This is a genomic window from Rhodococcus opacus, assembly GCF_012396235.1.
Lineage (GTDB): Bacteria > Actinomycetota > Actinomycetes > Mycobacteriales > Mycobacteriaceae > Rhodococcus_F > Rhodococcus_F opacus.
The window spans coordinates 68,981-90,904 of record NZ_JAAXPA010000032.1 but is presented as its reverse complement, the minus strand read 5'-3'; the positions used below and the strand labels follow the sequence as shown (position 1 = coordinate 90,904).

19 protein-coding genes, 1 pseudogene and 1 riboswitch are annotated in these 21,924 nt (G+C 69.0%); of the genes and pseudogenes, 17 read left to right on the top strand and 3 right to left on the bottom strand.

What is annotated here, in order from left to right:
- The first annotated feature begins 32 nt into the window (after positions 1–32).
- Genes imuA' through HGB39_RS31500 form a run of 3 tightly spaced genes read left to right on the top strand, consistent with a single transcriptional unit; the run spans position 33 to position 3,017 of the window.
- Positions 33–872, top strand: coding sequence for a DnaE2-dependent mutagenesis accessory factor ImuA' (imuA', locus tag HGB39_RS31510; RefSeq protein WP_005570981.1), 840 nt, complete (start codon positions 33–35; stop codon positions 870–872).
- On the top strand, positions 869–2,422 hold the full coding sequence (locus tag HGB39_RS31505; RefSeq protein WP_064080778.1) for a DNA polymerase Y family protein: 1,554 nt from the start codon (positions 869–871) through the stop codon (positions 2,420–2,422). Before imuA' ends, HGB39_RS31505 begins: the two co-directional genes overlap by 4 nt.
- On the top strand, positions 2,415–3,017 hold the full coding sequence (locus HGB39_RS31500; protein ID WP_005572772.1) for a dihydrofolate reductase family protein: 603 nt from the start codon (positions 2,415–2,417) through the stop codon (positions 3,015–3,017). The genes HGB39_RS31505 and HGB39_RS31500 overlap by 8 nt, the downstream gene beginning before the upstream one ends.
- 341 nt (positions 3,018–3,358) lie before the next feature.
- Here HGB39_RS31500 and HGB39_RS40370 read toward each other — a convergent pair whose 3' ends face one another.
- Positions 3,359–3,415: a hypothetical protein gene (locus HGB39_RS40370; protein ID WP_372448445.1), complete on the bottom strand. Its 57-nt coding sequence runs from the start codon at positions 3,413–3,415 to the stop codon at positions 3,359–3,361.
- 176 nt (positions 3,416–3,591) lie between these two features.
- On the opposite strand from HGB39_RS40370, the pseudogene HGB39_RS31490 reads away from it, so the two are divergent.
- From HGB39_RS31490 to HGB39_RS31460, 7 genes and pseudogenes are all read left to right on the top strand, one after another.
- Positions 3,592–4,662: pseudogene (locus HGB39_RS31490) on the top strand (RNA-guided endonuclease InsQ/TnpB family protein); the annotation flags it as partial.
- Positions 4,663–4,831: 169 nt separating this feature from the next.
- Positions 4,832–5,203 (top strand): VOC family protein, encoded by a 372-nt coding sequence (locus HGB39_RS31485; RefSeq protein WP_043793368.1) that lies wholly within the window; start codon positions 4,832–4,834, stop codon positions 5,201–5,203.
- A 40-nt stretch (positions 5,204–5,243) separates the two neighbouring features.
- Positions 5,244–6,029, top strand: a complete 786-nt coding sequence (locus tag HGB39_RS31480; RefSeq protein WP_005572774.1) for an alpha/beta fold hydrolase — start codon at positions 5,244–5,246, stop codon at positions 6,027–6,029.
- A gap of 152 nt (positions 6,030–6,181) precedes the next feature.
- Positions 6,182–7,156: a R2-like ligand-binding oxidase gene (locus HGB39_RS31475; RefSeq protein WP_005257095.1), complete on the top strand. Its 975-nt coding sequence runs from the start codon at positions 6,182–6,184 to the stop codon at positions 7,154–7,156.
- A gap of 62 nt (positions 7,157–7,218) precedes the next feature.
- The gene (locus HGB39_RS31470) at positions 7,219–7,731 is read left to right on the top strand and encodes a hypothetical protein (RefSeq protein ID WP_005572775.1); all 513 of its coding nucleotides are present in this window, start codon (positions 7,219–7,221) and stop codon (positions 7,729–7,731) included.
- Between the two features lie 10 nt (positions 7,732–7,741).
- A complete protein-coding gene (locus HGB39_RS31465) occupies positions 7,742–8,320 on the top strand; it encodes a YdeI/OmpD-associated family protein (protein ID WP_005572777.1) in 579 nt (192 codons plus the stop codon).
- A gap of 29 nt (positions 8,321–8,349) precedes the next feature.
- On the top strand, positions 8,350–9,228 hold the full coding sequence (locus HGB39_RS31460) for a ferredoxin family protein (RefSeq protein WP_054248810.1): 879 nt from the start codon (positions 8,350–8,352) through the stop codon (positions 9,226–9,228).
- A gap of 5 nt (positions 9,229–9,233) precedes the next feature.
- On the opposite strand, the gene HGB39_RS31455 is transcribed toward HGB39_RS31460, so the two are convergent.
- Together HGB39_RS31455 and HGB39_RS31450 are read right to left on the bottom strand one after the other, a co-directional pair.
- On the bottom strand, positions 9,234–11,228 hold the full coding sequence (locus HGB39_RS31455; RefSeq protein WP_054248809.1) for an SDR family oxidoreductase: 1,995 nt from the start codon (positions 11,226–11,228) through the stop codon (positions 9,234–9,236).
- A 32-nt stretch (positions 11,229–11,260) separates the two neighbouring features.
- Complete coding sequence (locus tag HGB39_RS31450; protein ID WP_005561683.1) at positions 11,261–13,381, bottom strand: MMPL family transporter; 2,121 nt, start codon at positions 13,379–13,381, stop codon at positions 11,261–11,263.
- Positions 13,382–13,483: 102 nt separating this feature from the next.
- Positions 13,484–13,615, top strand: a riboswitch (cobalamin riboswitch).
- 95 nt (positions 13,616–13,710) lie between these two features.
- Here HGB39_RS31450 and HGB39_RS31445 point away from each other — a divergent pair.
- From HGB39_RS31445 to HGB39_RS31415, 7 genes are all read left to right on the top strand, one after another.
- Positions 13,711–14,706: an ABC transporter substrate-binding protein gene (locus tag HGB39_RS31445; RefSeq protein ID WP_005561685.1), complete on the top strand. Its 996-nt coding sequence runs from the start codon at positions 13,711–13,713 to the stop codon at positions 14,704–14,706.
- Entirely contained in the window at positions 14,703–15,791 is a 1,089-nt protein-coding gene (locus HGB39_RS31440) for a FecCD family ABC transporter permease (protein WP_005561687.1), read from the top strand. The genes HGB39_RS31445 and HGB39_RS31440 overlap by 4 nt, the downstream gene beginning before the upstream one ends.
- Positions 15,788–16,564: an ABC transporter ATP-binding protein gene (locus HGB39_RS31435; protein ID WP_005561689.1), complete on the top strand. Its 777-nt coding sequence runs from the start codon at positions 15,788–15,790 to the stop codon at positions 16,562–16,564. The genes HGB39_RS31440 and HGB39_RS31435 overlap by 4 nt, the downstream gene beginning before the upstream one ends.
- On the top strand, positions 16,557–17,300 hold the full coding sequence (locus HGB39_RS31430) for a (2Fe-2S)-binding protein (protein WP_005561691.1): 744 nt from the start codon (positions 16,557–16,559) through the stop codon (positions 17,298–17,300). Before HGB39_RS31435 ends, HGB39_RS31430 begins: the two co-directional genes overlap by 8 nt.
- A gap of 143 nt (positions 17,301–17,443) precedes the next feature.
- The gene (locus HGB39_RS31425) at positions 17,444–20,698 is read left to right on the top strand and encodes an error-prone DNA polymerase (protein WP_168442983.1); all 3,255 of its coding nucleotides are present in this window, start codon (positions 17,444–17,446) and stop codon (positions 20,696–20,698) included.
- Positions 20,699–20,721: 23 nt separating this feature from the next.
- A complete protein-coding gene (locus HGB39_RS31420; RefSeq protein ID WP_043786659.1) occupies positions 20,722–21,615 on the top strand; it encodes a DUF4349 domain-containing protein in 894 nt (297 codons plus the stop codon).
- On the top strand, positions 21,612–21,920 hold the full coding sequence (locus tag HGB39_RS31415; protein ID WP_005560188.1) for a rhodanese-like domain-containing protein: 309 nt from the start codon (positions 21,612–21,614) through the stop codon (positions 21,918–21,920). The genes HGB39_RS31420 and HGB39_RS31415 overlap by 4 nt, the downstream gene beginning before the upstream one ends.
- Positions 21,921–21,924: the final 4 nt, after the last annotated feature.

The window sequence follows — 21,924 nt, the reverse complement described above, 5'->3', positions numbered from 1 at the left end:
TGCCGAGTGTCAGGGGTGTCGAGTTGGCTGAAGTGGCCGGCGAGCCGGGGTTTCCGGTGCCGGGGTCTCCCGAGTTGTCCGGGCTGTCCCGGCAGGAGCGTCTGGACTACCTCCGACGACGGATGGCCGCTGTTCCCGCGCGCGGTGAATCGGTGGCGAGCCGCGCCCCGGTGGAGAGTGCGTTCCCCACGACGGGTACTTCCACAGCGCCCGATTCCCATGCTGCCGGGGTACTCCCGGTTCCGGCTGCGCTGGCCGAACTCCTTCCCCGAGGCGGGCTGGTGCGCGGTTCGGTGGTGTCGGTGTCGGGTGCCACGTCGCTGCTGCTGGGGTTGGTCGCGTCCGTGACCGCGGGCGGCGGACACGTCGCGGTGATCGGGCATCCCCGGCTCGGGGTGCTGGCAGCGGTCGAGATGGGGGCGCAGCTGGAACGGCTGGCCCTGATCCCCGACCCGGGCGCTGATCCGGTGGAGATCGCCGCGGTGCTGCTGGACGGAATGGATCTGGTGGTGCTCGGACTGGGAGGGGCGTCGGTGGCGCCGTCCCGGGCGCGTGCGGTGGTGGCCCGGGCCCGGAGCAAGGGGTCGACCCTGGTCGTCACGGACGGGCACTGGGACGGCGCGGAGATGCGGCTGGAAGCCCGGGTGCACGGTTACGCCGGACTGGGCAACGGATCTCAGGACCGGGGATGCGGGCGGTTGCGTTCTCTCAGCCTGGCGGTGTGCGCCCGGGGGCGGTCGTTCCAGCCGCGCACCACCCGGCTGGACGTGCGGTCGGCGCAGGGCCGGGTGGAATGGGTGAGCACTCCGGAACCGGTGGCGTCCCTCGAGGCCGCCCCCTTCCCGGAGCCGGTGGAGGTGGTGGGTCTGTGAGCCGGGTGCTGGCGTTGTGGTGCCCCGACTGGCCCGCGATCGCGGCGGCCGCCTCCGCGGACCTCCCGCCGACGCATCCGGTGGCGGTGACGTCGGGCAATCGGGTGATCGCCTGCTCGGCGCCGGCCCGCGCGGACGGGGTGCGCAGAGGGCTGCGCCGCCGCGAGTCCCAGGCCCGGTGCCCCCGGTTGCACGTGGTGGCAGCCGATCCCGACCGCGACGCGCGGCTGTTCGAGCCGGTCGCCTCGGCCGTCGACGCGGTGGCGCCCGGTGTCGAGGTGCTGCGACCCGGGCTCGTGGTGCTGTCCGCTCGGGGCGTCGCCCGGTATTTCGGTTCGGAGGAAGCCGCCGCGGAACGGTTGGTGGACCAGGTGTCGGCGGTGGGGGTGGAGTGCCAGGTCGGTATCGCCGATCAGCTGTCCACGGCCGTGATCGCCGCGCGCAGAGCAACTCTCGTGTCACCGGGTGAGGGGGCCGCCTTCCTGGCGCCGCTCCCGATGCGGGAACTGGCCGCCGAGCCGAGCCTCGCGGCACCCCACCGCGGTGAGCTGGTCGATCTGCTGCACCGGCTCGGGTTGCGCACGATCGGCAGTTTCGCCGCGCTGTCGGCGGGCGATGTGGCTTCGCGGTTCGGAACCGATGCGGTGCTGGCGCATCGGGCCGCGCGGGGTGAGCCGGAGCGTCCCCCGTCGGGGCGGTCGCTGCCTCCCGACCTGGAGGTCGAGGAACGGTGCGATCCCGTCATCGAACGGGTCGACGCCGCTGCCTTCGCGGGGCGTGCGCTGGCGGAGAAGCTTCATCGCACACTGTCGGACGCCGCGGTGGCCTGCACCCGGCTGGCGATCTCGGCGAGCACCGGCAACGGTGAGCAACTGTCCCGGATCTGGAGATGTGCGGAACCGTTGACGCCGGAGGCGACGGCGGACCGGGTGCGGTGGCAGCTGGACGGGTGGTTGACCGGGCGCAGCGAGAAGCGGCCCACCGCCGGTATCGCCGTCCTGCGACTCGAACCGGTGGAAGTGGTGGCGGCCGGAGCCTTGCAGCTGGGTCTGTGGGGTGGGGTCGGTGACCAGGACGAGCGGGCCCGGCGGGCTCTGGTGCGGGTGCAGGGCCTGCTCGGTGGGGAAGCCGTGCAGGTGGGTGTCCTCAGCGGTGGGCGGGGCCCGGCGGAGCGCATCACGTTGCTGCCGTTGGGCGACGAGTTGATTCCTCGCAACGATCCGTCGGAGCCGTGGCCGGGCACGTTGCCGGAACCGGCGCCTGCCGCGGTGCTGACCGCGTATCCGGAGGTGTGGATGTCGGACGAGCGGGGTATGGCTGTGACGGTCACGGAACGTGGTGTGTTCAGCGCGCCTCCCGCGCGGTTGCGGTGGGGGAGCCGAGAGTGGGCGGTGTGCGGATGGGCCGGACCGTGGCCGGTGGACGAGCGGTGGTGGGACCCTCCGGCCGCCCGGACGGCGGCCCGGGCCCAGGTACTGCTGGAAGAGTCGCGGGCGCTGCTGGTGATCTGCACGGCAGGCCGTTGGTCGGTGGAGGGAATCTATGAGTGACACGGAGCGGGACACGCTGCACCGCAGGGTCGTCGTCCAGGAATTGACGAGCCTCGACGGGTTCGTCGCCGGGCGGTCCGGCGAGCTGGACTTCTTCGATGCGGTGCCGGATTACGGTGAGGTGGACCGGTACAACCTCCGTCTGCTCGCCGACACGGACCTCGCCCTGCTGGGGCGCAAGACGTATCAGATGTTCTCGGACTACTGGCCCACCGAACAGGCTCAGGGCGAGGTCGTGGCCGAGACCGTCAACGCGATCCCGAAACTCGTGTTCTCCTCGACGCTGGACAGTGCCCCGTGGGGGGATCGGGAGCCGGCGCAGCTGTGGCCGGGCGACGCCGTCGAGAGGGTGCAGCAACTCCGGCAGGAGCCGGGGGGCGACCTGATCGTGTGGGGAAGCATCACCCTCGCGCGATCGCTGCTCGCCGCCGAACTGGTCGACGAAATCCAGTTGCACGTGGTGCCGATCCTGCTGGGACAGGGACGCAGGCTCCTCGACGAGGACACCGGGATGCATGCGCTGACGTTGCTGGAGTCGAAGGGTTACGACTCCGGGGTCGTCACGTTGCGCTATCGGGTGGGGCGGGCGGCGTAACCCGCCCAGCCGATCTCCCTTGCGAACCGACCGTTCGAAATGCTTTGCTGTGCAGAGGGTCGCGTGCCGGTGGCGGACAGCGTCAGGCATGGAGGCCGGCCACGGCTGCATCGTCGGGCTCGTGGCATACCTCGAAAGGGTCGACTGTGCCCATTTCTTTCAACTGAGCTATCAGCGGGATCCTGGCCGTTCAGGGCACGGGAGGAAGCTGATCTGTGGTGCGGGGGTGTTTCGGGTGGATGTAGGTGTGGTTGGCGGGTCGGGTCGTTTCTGGTTGGTGATGTATTCGGCGATGAGCGACAGCGGCGCTTCGCCTGCGGACGCAGGCGAAGTAGGAGCGACTAGAAGTGGTTGCCCTGCAAGTATTTGCGTATGTGTTCGGGGAACTCCTGCCGCAGGCGGCGGGCGGAGACGCCTTTGAGGCTGTTGACCTGGGTGGATCAGTAGGTGCGCTCGGTGTCGCCGTCGAATTCGGTGAGGTGAGTGTTGCCCCGAACTTGTCGTACCCCTCTGTCATGATCTGTTCACACATCGGGTCGGTGAAGGCTAGTCGACTAGGGGAGGCGGTGGGTGCGTGGTGAGAAGGGTTGTCGTGGTCAAGCTCGTACCCACTGCGGATCAGTTCGCGGCGCTGGAATCGACGTTGGTGTTGTGCAACGAGGTTGCCAACGAGGTGGCCGGGTTGGCGCAGTCGATGGAACTGCGGTCACGACGGGCGCTGCAAGTCGCGCTGTATCCGGAGGTGAAGGCACGGGGGCTCTCCGCGCAGCCGGCGTTGCATGTTCTGCGGAAAGTGGCCGACGCGTACACCACCCGGCAGGCGACCCTGACCAACGGAAACTACGGTCGGCCGGGGTCGACACGGTATACGGCGGTGGCGGAGACCGCGGTCGCATTCCGGCCATGTGCTGCCCAACCGTTCGACGACAGATGCCTGTCGTGGCAAATGGACGTATCGACCGTGTCGATCTGGACCACGGCTGGCCGGATGCGGGGTGTGCGGTTCGTGTGCGCGCCGTGGCAACACAAGCTTCTCGCTTCCCGCAAGGGTGAATCCGACCTCGTCTACCGCGACGGGCACTTCTACCTGCACGCCACCGTCGACGAGCCCTCACCGGAACCGGCCCCGCCGCCGGACACCGCCGAAGGCTGGCTGGGAGTGGATCTGGGGATCGTGAACCTCGCCGTCACCACCGACGACGATCCGGCCACCCTCGACGTGCGGTGGTCCGCAGGGGCGGAGACCGCGCGTAGGAAGAAGAACGCCGCCCTGCGCGCGAGTTTGCAACGAGTCGGCACGAAATCCGCGAAACGGAAATTGAAGGCACGGCGACGAAAGGAACAGCGGTTCGCCACCGACATCAACCATCAACTGTCGAAAACTATTGTTGCCAAGGCACAACGCACCGGTCGTGGGATCGCGGTGGAAGACCTGTCGGGTATCCGCGACCGGGTACGGCTAGCCCGGAGGCAACGGACCCAACTGCACTCCTGGGGATACGCCCAGCTACGCGCGCAGATCACCTACAAGGCCGAGAGGTCTGGGGTACCTGTCGCTGTCGTTGACCCCCGGAACACCTCGCGAACCTGCTCACACTGCGGGTACTGCGACAAAGCGAACCGGGTCTCGCAAGCAACGTTCCGATGCCGACACTGCCAGTGGACCGGTCATGCCGACCACAACGCGGCCCGCAACATTGCCGCACTCGGACATCGCACGTACAGGGCCGCCCAATCAACCGCGCCCATAGCAGCCACCCCTCCCGCAGCCAGTGGGAACGTGAGCACAAACCCGGCCCTTCAGGGCCGAGTAGTTGATCCACACGATCGTCGCCGCCAAGAACAAGCAGGAGTCGGCGACATTCTTCACCACGTTGTTCGGACTGCCGGACGCCGTGCCCGCCGGCCATTTCCTGGCGGTCGCCCTCGACAACGGGGTGTCTCTCGACTTCGCGGAACCGCCGATCGAATTCCAGCCGCAGCACTATGCGTTCCTCGTCGGCGAGGACGACTTCGACCGGATCTACGGCCTGATCGTCGAGTGGGGTCTCGATCACTGGGCGGATCCGCGGCAGACGCTGCCGGGCACCATCAACACCAACGACGGCGGGCGAGGCGTCTACTTCCTCGACCCGTCCGGTCATTATCTGGAGATCATCACCCGCCCGTACGGGTCGGGTCGGTAGTTCGCGGCCAGGGTGCCCGTACTCGCTAGTCTGGATTCTCGTGGAGACGAGCAGGACTACCCCGACGCGCACCGGTATCGAGATCGCCTACCGAGACAGTGGCGAGTCCTCGGTGCCGGGGTCGTCGGACGTCCATCCCGTGCCGGTGGTTCTGGTGCACGGGATGGGCGGTGACGGCGGTACCTGGGACCGATTCGCCCGCGCACTCGTCGCCCGCGGGCGACGCGTCCTCGTCCTGGATCTGCGGGGGCACGGTCGCAGTGCCCGCGCCGGGTCGTATCTGTTCGAGGAGTTCGGTGCCGACGTGGTGGAGGTGTGCGACAACCTCGGGCTGACGCGGGTGGATCTCATCGGCCATTCCCTCGGTGGTCATGCGGCGTCGCTCGCGGCTCAGGCCACTCCCGGGCTGGTTCGCCGGCTGGTGATCGAGGAGGCACCGCTCCCGTTGCGTCCCGGTGACCCGGAACAGGTCTTCGCGAATCGGCTGCCGTCGCTGCCGGAACTGTGGCACGCAACGACGAGCCTGATCCGGCATCCGCGGGCGGTGTTCGCCTTCGATCGGTCGATGACGGGTTCGGCGCTCGAGCAGTTCCGCCGCCCGGATCCGTTGTGGTGGGACAGATTGCCGGACATCGAGGCCGACACGCTGATTCTGCGGGGCGGTACGGGCGGAATGGTGGATCCGCGCAGACTCGAGTCCGCGGTGGCGGCGATACCGAACTGCCGGGTGGTGGTGTTCCGCAGCGGGCACAGCATTCATCGCGACCGCTACGACGACTTCGCGGCGGCGGTCCTGCCGTTCCTGATGAAGCCCGAGAAGAGCTGACAAAAAGTCCGAAAATGTAAACCGTGACGGCTTCGGCAGGACTAGCGTGGGAACCGAAGCGGGGCCTCGGAACGAGACGGTAGTCACGACGAGCGACCCGAAGCTGCGGGGCGTCCGACGACGTCTTCCGCACGTCCGGAAGAAGGCCAACGATGTCGACACTCACGCCCGGACGCCCCTACGCGCCCGGCAGGCAAGGGTTCAGCTCGCTCCGCGCGGGGGGCCTCAACTGGGACGCGTTCCCGCTGCGGCTGTTCACGAAGGGCAACGCCAAGTTCTGGAACCCAACGGACCTCGACTTCGGCCGGGACGCGGAGGACTGGGAGGGGCTGAACTCGGAGCAGCAGCGCAACTCCACGTATCTGGTCGCACAGTTCATCGCCGGTGAGGAAGCGGTCACCGAGGACATCCAGCCGTTCATGAAGGCGATGGCCGCCGAGGGGCGCTTCGGGGACGAGATGTACCTGACGCAGTTCTGTTTCGAGGAGGCCAAGCACACCCAGGTGTTCCGGTTGTGGATGGACGCGGTGGGCCTGACACGCGACCTGCATCCCTTCGTCGCCGAGAATCCGTACTACCGGCAGTTGTTCTACGAGGAGCTGCCGGGATCACTGAAAGTGCTCGAGAGCGATCCCAGCCCCGCCAATCAGGTGCGGGCCAGCGTCACCTACAACCACGTCATCGAGGGCAGTCTCGCACTCACCGGGTACTACGCCTGGCAGAAGGTGTGCACCACGCGCGGGATCCTGCCGGGGATGCAGGAACTCGTCCGCAGGATCGGCGACGACGAACGACGCCACATGGCGTGGGGGACGTTCACCTGTCGCCGGCACGTCGCCGCCGACGACAGCAACTGGGACGTCGTCCAGGAGCGGATGGCGGAGCTGATGCCGTTGGCCCTGGGCATGATCGACTGGGTCAACAAGCAATTCGAGGTCCAGCCGTACGGGCTCGACGACCAGGAGTTCATCGCGTACGCCGCAGACCGGGCGCAGCGCCGGCTGGGGGCGATCGAGTCTGCGCGCGGACGCCCGGTCGAGGAGATCGATCTGGATTACTCACCCGAGGCCCTCGAGGAGAAGTTCGGCGAGGAGGATGCCAAGGCGATGTCCGAGGCCGCAGGCTGAGGCACGCGTCGCGGTGCGCAGGCTGAGGCACGCGTCGCGGTGGCAGATGGCAGGATCGGCTCATGGCGCTCACCGCACTCGACCGCAGACTCATCGGCTGGTCTGCAGCATTCGTGATCTCGCAGGCGAACATCGTCCGGCTTCTCGGTCCGGTGGCACCCCGGCTCGCCGACATCCAGACGGCCCGGTCCGCCCGGTCCTACACGGCGATCCTCGACGGAATGACCGCCGCCGACACGGCACGCTACCGCAGCCACTACTACCCGGACTTCGTCCATCCCGTGATCTACGCGGTCGCGTTGCGCACGGGCGCACGACGTCTGGCGGAGCTGACACCACTCTCGGCGAGAACGCAGAGGGTGCTGGCGGCGGCCCCGGTGATCTCCGCGGTGGGCGACTACGCCGAGAACGTCGTCGGGCTGTACCTGCTGTCTCATCGCGAGCACATCACCGATGCGACTGTGCGCACCACCAGCGCGGTCAGCGTCACCAAATGGGTGCTGGCGCTCGGGACGCTCGGATATCTCTCCCAGGGATTCGTCCGGGTCTGGGCGGGACAGCTGTTCTCCCGCTAGATTCGGGCACATGTGTGCCGCCGAGCTCAGCGTCGAGTACTTCTCCGGACACGCCGAGTTCCGGGAATGGCTCGGCGCTCATCACGACTCCTCACCCGGCATCTGGCTCAAAATGGCCAAGAAGGGGTCGGCGTATACGTCGATCAACTACGACCAGGCTCTCGAGGTCGCGCTGTGCTACGGCTGGATCGACAGCCAGGTCCGCCGCGTCGACGACGACTTCTTCGTGCAGCGGTTCACCCCGCGCTCGTCACGAAGTCCGTGGTCGAAGCGGAACCGGGAGTTCGCAGAGAAACTCGCCGACGCCGGTCTCCTCGAGCCTGCGGGCGCGGCGGAGGTGGAGCGGGCCAGGGCCGACGGCCGCTGGGACCGCGCGTACGCGGGACAGAAGGCGGCGGAGATACCGCAGGACTTCCTGGACGCCCTCGCGCAGAACCCCGAGGCCGAGGCCTTCTACGCGACACTCGACAGCCACAACCGGTACGCCGTCTACTACCGCCTGCAGGACGCCACCCGCCCGGAGACGCGTGCCCGCCGTATCGAGAAGTTCGTCCAGCAGTTGTCGGAGCGCAGGAAGTTCCATGACTGACCGATTGTCGCGACTGACACAATGGCACCGTGCCTGACACGATCACCGCCACCTGCTCCGCCCTGTCCGCGACCGACGAACCCCTCGCAGGCACCGCTGCGCACGTCACGGGCTGGGTGTGCCTCGAGTTCCCCGGCGCGTGGGGCCGGGACGTACTCGACGGCACCGCGCTCGGACCGGACCTGGCCCGTGAGCTGGACGCCCGCGCCGACGCCGCCGGGGTGCGGGTCATGTTCATCCGCCGGCCGGGCCGCAGCACCGCGGCCCCGGATCGGCGGACGGTGCTGCTGGCGCAGTCGCATCCCGCGCGGTCGTGGTGCGAGCGGCTCGAGATCGCCTTCCCGGAAGACCTGCTCGACCTGGACCTCGGGCTGATCGCGGGAAACGCACCCGGGCTGGGCACCCCGGTGACGGATCCGGTCGTCCTGGTGTGCGCGCACGGGAAGAGGGACCAGTGCTGCGCCGTCCTCGGACGGCCGGTCGCGGCGGGTCTGGCCGCGGAGTTCGGCGACGCGGTGTGGGAGTGCTCGCACACGGGTGGGCATCGGTTCGCGCCCTCGCTGATCCTGCTGCCGACGGGTTACACGTACGGCCGGCTGTCGACGCAGGGGAGTGTCGACGCGGTCCGCGCCGCCGCTCGGGGCGAGGTGTACCCGACCGGGCTGCGCGGCCGCAGTTGCTGGGACGCGCCGGGGCAGGTGGCGGAACTCGCCGTCCGCGATCTCGTGGACGCGGCCGCGGACGAGCTCACGGTGGACGCGAATTCGGTTGTCGCGCATCGTGACGGGCGCTGCTGGGTCGTCGACCTGGAGGAGCGGGAACTGCCGCCCCGGCCGGCGAGTTGCGGGGCGGCGCCGAAGCCGGTGCGACCCGTCGTCGCCACCGGAGTCCGCCCTTTCGCCCCCTGAGGCGGTCACCAGTGGGTGCCGGGCACCAGCCTTCCGACCTTCCGGGCGGCGCGGCCGAGCACCGACGACGTGTGGTGCCGGGGTTCCGGCGTGTGCTGAGGGGCCGGCCCCGCGTCGTCCGTGCTCTGCCCCTTCGCCGCCGGGGAATCGGGGAACATGCGATACATCTGGTGCATCACGCGATCCTTGACGGCGGGTGCGAAGACGTGGCCGAGTTCCCCGAGCGTGCCGGTCGGGACGTCGATGCGCTTGGGGCGTTCGATCAGCGCCCGGACGACCATCGCGGCCGCCTTCTCCGGAGAGGTGATCGGTCCGACGTTGTACCGGCCGGTGGGCGCGATCATCGGCGTCTCGACCAGTGGCATGTGGATGGTGGTGAACGTGATTCCGTCCGAAAGGGTTTCGGACGCCGCGACGTCGGTGAAGCCGTCGAGGGCCGATTTGCTGGCGACATAGGCGGCGAACCGCGGCGTCGCGCCCTGGACCCCGGCGCTGCTGATGTTGACGATGTGCCCGAACCGCCGCTCGCGCATCTGCGGGAGGAAGGCGAGGACGAGCCGGACCGCGCCGAAGTAGTTGACGGCCATGGTCCGCTCGAAATCGTGGAGCCGGTCCGTGGAGTGGTAGAGGCCCCGACGGATCGACCGGCCGGCGTTGTTGACGAGCATGTCGACGTGATCGTGCTCGGCGAGAACGGCTTTGACGGTGTGCTCGACCGACTCGTCGTCGGTGATGTCGCAGGGGTAGCCGTAGGCGTCGCCGCCCGTCGCGCGGATCTCGGCCACCACGGCGTCGAGTTCCTCGGTGCGCCGGGCGAGGAGAATGACCTTCGCGCCCTTGCGGGCCGTCGCGATCGCGGAACTCCGGCCGATCCCGGACGACGCCCCGGTGATCACCACGTGTCTGCCCACGAGCGGTCCGGCCGGATGGGGCCGGCGCGCCCGATCGGGATCGAGGTTCTCGCGCCAGTACGACCACAGCCGGTCGGCGTACGACGCGAACCGCGGGACGTCGATGCCTGTGCCGCGCAGCGCCTCCCGGGTGTCGTCGTTCACGAACACTGTGGGCAGCGTCATGTTCTCGACGAGTACCGGAGGGATGCCGAGCGCGCCGAGCACCGCCTTGCGGCCCGTGTCGAGGGCCGAGTCGGGGGTGGGATTGAGGAAGGGGCGGACGAGTCCGCCGGGCAGTCCGGCCGCGGGATGCGGCGCCCCGGCAGCCTTGGCGAGCGCTGCGTAGATCTCGCGGACCGGCTGCGGACGTGGATTGACGAGATGGAACGTCTGGCCGTCCCTTCCGGGTGCGGACATCAACTCCACGATGGCCGTGGCCACGTAGTCGACGGGTACGACGTTGGTCGATCCGATCCGGGGGACGGCCACGGGGAGGGCCGCGGGGAGTTTTGCGAGCGCCGCGATGGCGGGGAAGAGGTAGTACGGGCCGTCGATCTTGTCCATCTCGCCGGTGACCGAACTGCCGACCACCGCGGAGGGCCGGTAGATGCGCCATCGCAGGCCCTCGGCTTCCCGCACCAGCTTCTCCGCCTCGAACTTGGTGCGGTGATACGGGGTGGGGAATCCCTGCCCGAGATCGAAATCCGTTTCCCTGAACGGACCTTCGTGATCCCCCGCGACGGCGATGGACGAGACGTGATGCAGAGTCGCATCCAGTTCCCGGGCCAGCGCGATCACCGAGCGGGTGCCGTCGACGTTCGTGGTTGCCTGTTCGTCGCCCGCCGTGAGGTCGTAGATCGCGCCGAGGTGCAGGATGTGATCGGCTGCCGGCGCCGCGGCGAGTCCGAGGCCGGGCTCGGTCAGGTCGCCGATCAGCGGATGCACTCGTTCGCCGCCCGGCATGCCGTCGACGAGCGCCTCCCAGCGCGCGACGGACGCGCGCCGGACGAGGACGTGGATCTCGGCTGATGCATCGCGGTCGAGGATGAGGGGCAGCACGTGCCGACCCAAAAATCCGGTTCCGCCGGTGACGAGGTAGGTGGCCATGACCCGAACTTACTCCAAAGTAAGATAATGCACTAGTGGCCCAGACCCACCTTGGCGTGCACCTTCTTCATCCAGGCCGGGGCCCACCAGTTGGCCTCGCCCATCAGCTTCACGAGGGACGGAACGAGGAGCATGCGGACCACCGTCGCGTCGACGACGAGTGCGACGATCATGCCCACACCGAGGAACCGCATGATCGACAGACCGGAGATGGTGAACGCTCCGGTCACCACCACGAGCAGCAGCGCCGCGGCCGTCACGATGCGGCCCGTGCGCTCGGTGCCGAAGCGCACCGCCTCCTCCGTGGTCGCGCCGGCCTCGTGCGCCTCGACCATGCGTGACATCAGGAACACCTCGTAGTCGGTCGACAGGCCGAAGACCACGGCGAGGATGAGGACCACGAACGTCGCCTCGAGCGGTGCCGGACTGACCCCGAGCAGACTCGCGCCGTGGCCCAGCTCGAAGATCCAGGTGAGTACACCGAACGTGGCGGCGAGGCTCAGCCCCGCCATCGCGACCGCCTTGATCGGCAGCACCACCGAGCCGAACGCCAGGAACAACAGCACGAGCGTCGAACCCACCATGATCGCGATCATCACCGGCATCCAGTGCACGATCGCCGCGTTCCCGTCGTCGACGGTCGCCTGACCGCCGCCGACGAGGAGTTCGGTTCCCTCCGGCGGCGTGATGGCACGGAGTCCGTCCACTGCGGCGCTCTGGTCGTCGGTGGTGACGCCTTCGGAGTAGACGGCCTGGACCGCGACCAGCTCGTTGCCGGACGCGACGACGGTGGCCGCCCCGATGCCCTCCACCCGGCCGGCGGCCTGGGCGACCGCGGCGCCGTCGGCGGCGGTCGGGGCCGTGCCGTCGGTGCCCCGGAGGATGAGGGTGGCGCCGTTTCCGGTGGTGGGAAATTCGGTGGTGAGAGTGTCGGTGGCGATGCGGGCGGGGTCGTTCTCCGGCAGCGCCGTGTACGTGACCTCGCCGAGTGACGCGCTGAGCAGGGGCGAGGCGAGGACCATCAACCCCGCGACGATGCCGACCGCGATGGCGACCGGCCGCCGCATCACCCACGTGACGACGGAGCCCCAGAACGTGCGGGCGCGAACCTCCCCACGCTGCGCCGCATCCTTGCGCCAGGTCAGTGCGTTGATGCGATGACCCAGGATCGCGAGCAGCGCCGGGACCGCGGTGAGTGACAGCAGCGCCGCGCTCGCGACCGCGGCCATCGCACCGAACCCGAGCGACTTGATCACGTCCTGCGGAAACACGAGCATGCCCGAGAACGCGCACACGAGAAGCAGACCGGAGAACAGCACGGTGCGGCCCGCGGTCAGGACGGTGCGCCGGGTCGCCTCCGCGACGTCGGCACCGGACTCCAGTTCCTCGCGGAAACGTCCGACGATGAACAGGCCGTAGTCGATCGCGAGCCCCAGTCCGAGCAGGGACGCCACGTTGATTGCGAACGAACTGACGTCGGTGAAGAGGGTCAGCAGGCGCAGGGTGGCCAGGGCGCTGAAGATCGAGAGCAACCCGACGAACACCGGAACGGCCGCGGCCACCAGTCCGCCGAAGATGAAGACCAGCAACACGAGAGTGATCGGGAGCGCGATCGCCTCCGCCAGCACCAGGTCCTGTTGCAGCCGGTTGTTGAACGCCACACCCACCACCGAATTTCCCGCGAACTCGGTGTCGATGCCCTCCACCTCGAGCTTCGGCAGCAGGTCGTCGAACGTGGCGGCGGTGATCCCGGCGTCGGGGTCGACGGTGATCGCGGCCGACGCCTTGGTGCCGTCCTCCGACACCATCAGCTGCTTCCTCGCCGCGTCCGCGGTCCAGTACGACGTCACCGAGTACGTCGGCACCTCGGCGGCGAACCGGTCGAGACTCGCGGTGACCTCGGGGCCGATGTCGTCCAGGGTCTTCCCGTCGGGTGCCGTGTAGATAGCGATGATGTCCGGCGTCTGCGGACCCAGGTTGTCCTGGACGATCCGGGCCACTTCGGCGGATTCGCTACCGGGATCGGTGAACCCGCCCGAGCTGAGTTTCGCGAAGACACCGGTGCCCCACGCGCCGCTCACCAGAACGGCGACGACGGCGAGGCTCAGGACCCACCATTTGCGTGAAACAACGGTCGAGGCCCAACGTGTCATGCGTCATCTCCGGCTTGTCTGGGGCGGGCAGCTGCGACTGCCGACTGTAGTGCGGATCGGGGTGTCACCGACGGGGGTGTGATGCGGCTCCCGGCAAATCGTGCATACTCGGCATCGCACTTGCAGCCACACGCACGGGGGAAGCCGGTCCGAATCCGGCGCTGACCCGCAACGGTAGGCCACCAGATCATTTCGGTGGCGAGCCCGATTACCCGGCGTGGGGTGTGTGACATCCTTTTCGTCGTGGTCTACGAAGCGGAGTCCTGCAGGCGCCGCACAGGGCGTCTGCTGACTTCTCATTCGTGGCTCTGAGCCGCAATGAGGTTTACATGCACGGTCAGTTGTTCAGAAGTACCGGTCTGGTCACGCTCGCTGTGGCCGCGCTGGTGGTCGCCGGGTGTTCGCGCGGGGAGTCCGTGGGGCAGACCGCTTCCGCCGAATCCTTCGCCGAGCCGGTGTCCGTCACGAACTGCGATCGAACGGAGACGTTCGACGCCCCGCCCCAGCGCATCGTCAGCATGAACGATCATGTCACCGAGGTGCTGATCGAGATGGGGGCCGGCGACCGCATCGTCGGCACGGGGTACGGCGACGCGACCCCGCTGCCGGAGTTCGCGGACGCCTTCGCGACGATCCCGAAACTCGCGAAGGAATACCCGACCCGGGAGCAGATCCTCGACCTCGACCCCGACCTGGTGGTCGGTGGAATGCGGAGCGCGTTCGACGAGAAGGAGGGGCGGTCGCGCGAATCCCTCGGCGACCAGGGCATTCCCACCTTCCTGTTCTCCGAGTACTGCGGGCAGGGTTTCCCCGACATCGGTCTGCTGCGCAGCGACTACACGCAGCTCGGCGAGATCCTCGGAGTCCCGGACCAGGCGCGGGCGATCACCGACCGGGTGACGTCCGGATTGCAGGCAGTGCGTGACGAGATCGCAGGCACCGCACCGGTTCCGACGTTCTTCTACGATTCCGGCGAGGACGTCCCGCTGACGATCGGCGGTGTGGGAGTCGGCCAGCTCATCGCGGACCACGCGGGTGCGGCCAACCTCTTCGCCGAGGGGGAGAAGCCGTATTCGAAGTCCACCTGGGAGATCATCGGTGAACGCGCCCCGGAGGCGATCGTCGTCCTCGACTACGGTACGACGAGTGCGCAGGCGAAGATCGACTTCCTGAAATCGCACCCGATCATGTCGACGACACCCGCCGTGAAGGCCGGCCGGTTCGTCGTGGTGCCACTCGACGACTTCTTCGAGAGCCCGCGCCTGGTGCGGTCGGTGGAGACGATCGCGCGGGCACTGCATCCGGACGCCGTCGGCGCGCGATGACCGTCACCGTCGAACGTGCGGCACCACCGGCGCAGGCGCCGCACCCGGCCCGTGCACGCCTCGGCTTCGTGGGCCTGATGGTGCTGCTCGCACTGACGACCCTGTTCGTCGTCGGCCTCGCGGTGTCGTTCGGTTCGGTGCGCATCCCGGTCGGCGACGTCTGGGCGATCGTCGCGCACCGGGTGGCCCCCGGCGCATTCGAGTCCTGGTGGTCGCAGGCGCGGGAGTCGATCGTCCTCGACTCCCGGCTGCCGCGGGCGCTGACCGCGGCGGCAGTCGGTGCCGCGCTGGCCCTGGCAGGCGCCGTGGCGCAGGCGGTGACCCGCAATCCATTGGCCGATCCCTATCTGCTCGGCGTGTCCTCGGGGGCGGGGTTCGGCGTGGTGGTGGTGACGGTGCTCGGGCTCGGGGTGGGAGCACTCGGCGCGTTCACCGTTCCCGTCGCGGCGTTCCTGGGCGCGATGGTGCCGCTGTTCCTGTCGCTGGCGATCGGCGGACGGTATCCGCAGCCGACGGCCGTCATCCTCGTGGGTGTCGCATCGGCGCAGGTGTTCTCGGCGCTCATCACGTTCTCGATCCTGGTCGTCGCCGACGAGCATCAACTGAGTTCGGTGATGCACTGGCTGGCTGGCGGGTTCGGCGACTCCCGCTGGTCGACGGCGATCTTCCCGGCCGTGGCACTCGCGACGGTGGGGGCCGCGATGATGCTGAGCGCGAGCCGTATCGACCTGCTGCAGGCGGGAGACGACGGCGCCGCCGCCCTCGGCATGAACGTGCGGCGCTTCCGCGTGGTGCAGTTGCTCGGTGTGTCGATGCTGGCCGGGGCCGCCGTGTCCGTCGCGGGCGGCATCGGCTTCATCGGTCTGCTGGTGCCGCACCTGGCCGGGTACGTCGTCGGTGCACGGGCGGTGAGGCTGCTGCCCGTCGCCGCATTCCTCGGCGCGATCGCGATGGTCGCTGCGGACACGGCCGCGCGGTCGGTCGCACGGAGCATCGAGATCCCGGTCGGCGTCGTCACCGCGTTGGTGGGAGCGCCGATCTTCGTCTGGATGCTCTACCGGCAGTACCGGACGGCCGAACAGTGACCGCGCTGAGTCTGCAACGGGTCCGCGCCGAACTCGGGCCGCGGGAAGTGCTGCACGGCGTCGACTTCTCCGTGCGTCCCGGTGAGGTGCTGGCGTTGGTCGGGCCCAACGGTTCCGGGAAGACCACCGCGCTGCGCTGCTGCTACCGCGCGCTCACCCCGACCGGGGGCGCCGTCGTCGTCGACGGAGCGGACACAGCCGATCTGGGCCGGCGGGCACTGGCCCGCACCATCGGGGCGAGCACCCAGGAACCGCGGGTGTCCGCGGGACTGACTGTGCGCGAATCCGTTTCGCTCGGACGCGTCCCGCACCGGGGCTGGTTCGAACGGGCGAACGGCGCCGACGGCGAGATCGTCGAGACGTGCGTCCGTCAGGTGGGGCTGGCCGAACTCGCCGGTCGCGACGTCCAGGCACTGTCGGGCGGGGAGCGTCAGCGGGTGTCGATCGCCCGGGCTCTCGCGCAGCAGCCGAGGGTGCTGCTGCTCGACGAACCCACCAACCACCTAGACCTGCGGCATCAGCTGACGGTGATGAACCTGCTGCGTGACCTCGCGTGCGACGGTCTGGCGATCGTCGTGACCATGCACGACCTCCGGCTGGCCGTCGAGTACTGCGACACGCTGGCCGTGATGCACGATGGACGGGTGATCAGCACCGGTCCGCCCGCCGACGTGCTGGACGACGCCGTCCTCGGCGGGGTGTTCGGCATCCGCGCGATCATGCGGTCGACGCCGCGGTTGTCGATGGAGATCCTGGGGTTGGCCGATGGATGAGCAACTGCGGCGTGTGTACGAGCTGACCGCCCGCCGCGTCCCGATGATCGCCGATCAGATCGAGTACTCCGGCGCCTTCTCGTTCCCGGCCGTGTGCCTGACCGATCCGGGCTGGCTCGCGGACCGGGTCGCGGACACGGCGAGGCGGTGGGGCAGCGACGACCCCCGGGTCAACGGCACCCTGTGGTGGTACTCGGCCAGCTCGACACTGACCGGGATTCCGATCGCGACCGCGCTCGTCACGGGTGTCGCCGCCCGGCCGCGGCTCGGCGACGCCGTGGCATTCCTGCGGGACGACGGGTACCTCGGCGGCCTGACCGCGTCGTCGGCACTGCCGGTCACCGAGGGGCTGTCCGAGCTGGCGTCCGACATGGCCGCCGCGCTGACGCCGATCATCGACGCTCTCGCCGCGGCGTCCGGGGTGCGGCAGGCCGCGATGTGGGCGATCACGACGGATTCGATCGCCAACCGGGCACTCGACGCGGGAACGGCGTGCGGCGATCGCGCACGCGGCAGCATCTTCGCGCGGGGGCTGGTGGACGCACTCCGCCGCGTCGGTGTGGTGATGCCGGACCCGCGGTTCGTCGACGTCCGGGCCGGGGCATCGTCGCGCCGGTTCACGCAGCGGGCGTCGTGCTGCCTGATCTACGAGACCCCCGGGTCGGGCAAGTGCGTGAGCTGCCCGAGGAGGCCGGTCGAGGACCGTCTGAGAGGCCTGACCGCGCTCGTGACGTGAATCCGGGTGGCCCGCGTTGACCGCTCCGCGCGTGTGATGGCACACTGAAGGCATTCGAACTCCCGTTCGAATGATGCGTCTTCCCCAGCGGCATCTTCCATGGTTTCGGCACGGCACGTGCGCGATATGAAGAGGTGTGCCCGATGGGTTGGGGAAACGGTCCGCCGACGTGGTCCGAGATGGAGCGCGTCCTGTCGGGCAGGCCGGGGCGGGTCAGCCCGGAGTCGCTGTATCCGGGCGACGGCGGCGACAGCCCCGCGTGGTCCCGCAAGCGGGGGGAGTACCGGGCGGGCCGTCAGGAGCGCACCGGCTCCACCGTTCCGTACGCCGAACTCCACGCGCATTCGGCGTTCAGTTTCCTCGACGGCGCCTCCCCGCCGGAAGAGTTGGTGGAGGAGGCCGTCCGGCTCGGTCTCGAGGCCATCGCACTCACCGACCACGACGGGTTCTACGGTGTGGTCCGGTTCGCGGAGGCGGCGAAGGAACTGAACATGCGCACCGTGTTCGGATCAGAACTGACATTGGACGACGCCCATCTGCTGGTACTGGCGCGAGGTCAGGACGGGTACCGGCGGCTCTCCCGGGAAATCGCGGCGGCGCATCTCGCGGGCGGGGAGAAGGGCAAGCTGCGCTACGACCTCGACCGTCTCACCGACGCGGCCGGGGGGCACTGGCAGATCCTGACCGGGTGCCGGAAGGGGCATGTGCGTCAGGCCCTGGCCGACGGTGGCCCGGACGCCGCGGCCGCCCGGCTGCGGGAGCTGATCGACCGGTTCGGGGCCGACCGGGTCACGGTGGAACTCACCCATCACGGCATCGCGGAGGACGGTGAGCGCAACGCCGACCTCGCCGAACTCGCACAGCAGCACGGACTTCGGGTGATCGCGTCCACGGCGGCGCACTTCGCGGGACCGCCGCGCCGGAGGCTGGCCATGGCGATGGCCGCCGTCCGGGCCCGGCAGAGCCTCGACGACGCGGCCGGGCACCTGGCGCCCGCCGGGGGAGCGCACCTGCGGTCCGGTGAGGAGATGGCGCACCTCTTCGCCGCGTACCCGGAAGCTGTGCGCGGTGCGGCGGACCTCGGGCTGGAGTGTGCGTTCGACCTGCGGCTCATCGCGCCGCAACTGCCACCGTTCGACGTGCCCGACGGGCACACCGAGGCGAGCTGGCTGCGGCAGCTCACGATGGACGGGGCGCGCCGCCGGTACGGTGCGCCGGCGGACCGCCCGGAGGCCTACCGGCAGATCGAGCACGAACTGGACATCATCACCGCGCTGAACTTCCCGGGCTACTTCCTGGTGGTCCACGACATCGTGTCGTTCTGCAAGAACAACGACATCCTCTGCCAGGGAAGGGGTTCGGCGGCCAACTCCGCCGTCTGCTACGCCATCGGCATCACCAACGTGGATCCCGTCCGCAACAAACTGCTGTTCGAACGGTTCCTCTCACCCGAACGCGACGGCCCCCCGGACATCGACGTCGACATCGAATCCGATCGCCGGGAGGAGGCCATCCAGCACGTCTACGCCAAGTACGGCCGCCAGTACGCGGCGCAGGTGGCGAACGTCATCACGTACCGCGGAAAGTCCTCGGTGCGGGACATGGCCCGGGCACTGGGTTTCTCGCAGGGGCAGCAGGACGCGTGGAGCAAACAGGTCAGCCGCTGGGGTGGCATCGGGAAGGAGGTCGGCACCGACATTCCGCCCGCCGTCCTCGAACTGGCCGCTCAGATCGAGGGGTTTCCGCGGCACCTCGGCATCCACTCGGGCGGCATGGTGATCTGCGACCGGCCGATCGCCGACGTGTGCCCGGTGGAGTGGGCGCGCATGGAGAACCGCAGCGTTCTGCAGTGGGACAAGGACGATTGCGCGGCGGTGGGTCTGGTGAAGTTCGACATGCTGGGCCTCGGCATGCTGTCCGCGCTGCACTACATGATCGACCTCGTGGCCGAGCACAAGGGGATCGAGGTGGATCTGTCGCAGCTGGACCTCTCCGAGGAGGCCGTCTACGAGATGTTGCAGCGGGCGGACTCGGTGGGGGTGTTTCAGGTGGAGTCACGGGCCCAGATGGCCACCCTGCCGAGGCTGAAACCACGGAACTTCTACGACCTGGTGGTGGAGGTGGCGCTCATCCGCCCCGGTCCGATCCAGGGCGGATCGGTGCACCCGTACATCCGCCGCCGCAACAAGCTCGAACCGGTGACCTACGACCACCCGTCCCTGGAGAAGGCGCTGAAGCGGACGTTGGGTGTGCCGCTGTTCCAGGAGCAGTTGATGCAGATGGCGGTCGACGTGGCGGGTTTCAGCCCGGCCGAGGCCGACCAGCTCCGCCGGGCCATGGGTTCCAAACGGTCGCCCGAGAAGATGGAACGGCTGAGGGGGCGGCTCTACCGGGGCATGCGGGAGATGCACGGGATCGGCGACGATGTGGCCGACCGGATCTACGAGAAGCTGTTCGCTTTCGCGAATTTCGGTTTCCCCGAAAGTCATTCGCAGAGTTTCGCCGCCCTGGTGTTCTATTCGTCGTGGTTCAAGTTGCATCACTCGGCGGCGTTTTGCGCCGGTCTGCTGCGGGCGCAGCCGATGGGGTTCTACTCGCCGCAGTCGCTGGTGGCCGACGCCCGCAGGCACGGGGTGCAGGTGCACGGCGCAGACATCAATGCGAGTCTCGCCCACGCCACCGTCGAGGCGGGCGGGACGGAGGTGCGTCTCGGGCTCGGGGAGGTGCGGCACATCGGGACCGCGCTGGCCGAGCGGATCGTCGAATCCCGCGGCGACGGAGGGCCGTACACGTCGTTCCTCGACCTCGCCGGCCGGGTGGAACTGAGCACGGCGCAAGCCGAATCGCTGGCCACCGCAGGTGCTCTCGACAGTTTCGGGTTGTCCCGCCGGGAGGCGTTGTGGGCGGCGGGCGCCGCGGCGGGGGAGCGCCGCGACCGGCTGCCGGGGATCGGGGCGTCCACCCGCGCGCCGACCCTGCCGGGGATGAGTGATCTCGAACTGGCCGCGGCGGACGTGTGGGCCACCGGGGTGTCCCCGGACACGTACCCCACCCAGTTCCTGCGCCCGCAACTCGACGCGCTCGGGGTGGTCCCGGCGGCGCACCTGCTCGATGTCCCCGACGGCGACCGGGTTCTGGTGGGTGGGGCGGTGACCCACCGGCAGCGCCCGGCGACGGCCGCGGGGGTCACGTTCATCAACCTCGAGGACGAGACCGGGATGGTCAACGTGGTGTGTTCGGTGGGGTTGTGGGCGAAATACCGCAAGCTCGCCAACACGGCGCCCGCACTGCTGGTCCGCGGCAAGGTGCAGAACGCGGAGGGGGCGGTGACGGTGGTGGCGGATCGGCTGCAGCTGATGGATTTGCGGGTGTCCGCCAGATCCAGGGACTTCAGGTGAGCCGGCACCGCTAGCATTCGGACATGAGGAGATACGTCTTGTCGGCGATCGTCGTGGCTTCGCTGGCGCTCGCGGGGTGTGGTGGTCCCGGCAGTGATTCCTCCCAACCGTCGCCCGCCCCGACACCGGGGGACTCGAGCCAGATGGAAATCGGTGGCGCAGTACAGCAACCCGCGAAGGACCAGGCGCCCACCGACCGCCAGGAGATCATCACCGGTCAGGTCGCGCTCACGGCGGACGACCCGGTGGCCGTCGGCAGGCAGATCGTGGACAAGGTCGACGATCTGGGCGGACGCGTCGACCAGCTCACCGAACAGCCGGGCTCCGATGATCAGGACGCGAGCAGTTCCCTGACCATCCGGGTGCCCGCCGATTCGCTCACCCGGACGTTGGACGATCTGCGGGAACTGGGCACGGTCACCAGCGTCAGCGTCACGAAGAGCGACGTGACGATGCAGTCGCAGGATCTCGACGCCCGGATCGGCGCGTTGACGGCATCCGTCACCCGGCTGCAGGGGCTCATCACGTCGGCGGCGAACACCGCGGATCTGATCGAAGCCGAGAGGGCGCTGTCGGAGCGTCAGGGCGAACTGGACAGCCTCACCGCCCAGAAGCGGTCGCTGAGCGACCAGGTGGCACTGGCCACGCTCATGATCGACGTCACCTCCACGGATGCCGAGCAGCCCAGTCCCGGTCCGGACAACTTCTGGGAAGGGCTCGTCGCGGGCTGGCACGCCCTGCTGTCGGCGATCAAGGGCGGCGCCGTGGTCGTGGGGGCGCTGATTCCCTGGTTCGGATTCGTGGCCGTCATCGCACTGGTCGTGTACGGCGCGTACCGTCTGCGCCGGATGTACAACAGGCCGCCCGGCCCACCGTCGGGCCCGGCGCCGGAACGAGAAGAGGCGAAGACGCAATGATCGAAGTCGACCTGAATGCCCTGGACGGCGCATTGGCGTCGGGCGCACCCGTCATCGATGTGCGCGAGGCCGACGAGTACGCCCAGGCGCGGGTGCCGGGTGTGACGCTGATTCCGCTCAGTGAGTTCGTCGCGCGCGTGGACGAGATCCCGGAAGCCGAGGTCGTCTACGTGATCTGCGGGGTGGGCGGCCGGAGCCTGCAGGCGGCGGAGTACCTGAACGCACGGGGGATCAACGCCGTGTCGGTCGCGGGCGGCACGTCCGCGTGGATGCAGTCCGGACGTCCCGTCGATTCGGGCGCCTGACACC

What these genes read in the sequence shown, in the direction of transcription:
- HGB39_RS31500 (WP_005572772.1), top strand. Translation starts at nt 2,415, where the DNA reads ATGAGTGACACGGAGCGGGACACGCTGCACCGCAGGGTCGTCGTCCAG.
- HGB39_RS31475 (WP_005257095.1), top strand. Translation starts at nt 6,182, where the DNA reads ATGTCGACACTCACGCCCGGACGCCCCTACGCGCCCGGCAGGCAAGGG.
- HGB39_RS31470 (WP_005572775.1), top strand. Translation starts at nt 7,219, where the DNA reads ATGGCGCTCACCGCACTCGACCGCAGACTCATCGGCTGGTCTGCAGCA.
- HGB39_RS31465 (WP_005572777.1), top strand. Translation starts at nt 7,742, where the DNA reads ATGTGTGCCGCCGAGCTCAGCGTCGAGTACTTCTCCGGACACGCCGAG.
- HGB39_RS31455 (WP_054248809.1), bottom strand. Translation starts at nt 11,228, where the DNA reads ATGGCCACCTACCTCGTCACCGGCGGAACCGGATTTTTGGGTCGGCAC.
- HGB39_RS31450 (WP_005561683.1), bottom strand. Translation starts at nt 13,381, where the DNA reads ATGACACGTTGGGCCTCGACCGTTGTTTCACGCAAATGGTGGGTCCTG.
- HGB39_RS31445 (WP_005561685.1), top strand. Translation starts at nt 13,711, where the DNA reads ATGCACGGTCAGTTGTTCAGAAGTACCGGTCTGGTCACGCTCGCTGTG.
- HGB39_RS31440 (WP_005561687.1), top strand. Translation starts at nt 14,703, where the DNA reads ATGACCGTCACCGTCGAACGTGCGGCACCACCGGCGCAGGCGCCGCAC.
- HGB39_RS31430 (WP_005561691.1), top strand. Translation starts at nt 16,557, where the DNA reads ATGGATGAGCAACTGCGGCGTGTGTACGAGCTGACCGCCCGCCGCGTC.
- HGB39_RS31425 (WP_168442983.1), top strand. Translation starts at nt 17,444, where the DNA reads ATGGGTTGGGGAAACGGTCCGCCGACGTGGTCCGAGATGGAGCGCGTC.
- HGB39_RS31420 (WP_043786659.1), top strand. Translation starts at nt 20,722, where the DNA reads ATGAGGAGATACGTCTTGTCGGCGATCGTCGTGGCTTCGCTGGCGCTC.
- HGB39_RS31415 (WP_005560188.1), top strand. Translation starts at nt 21,612, where the DNA reads ATGATCGAAGTCGACCTGAATGCCCTGGACGGCGCATTGGCGTCGGGC.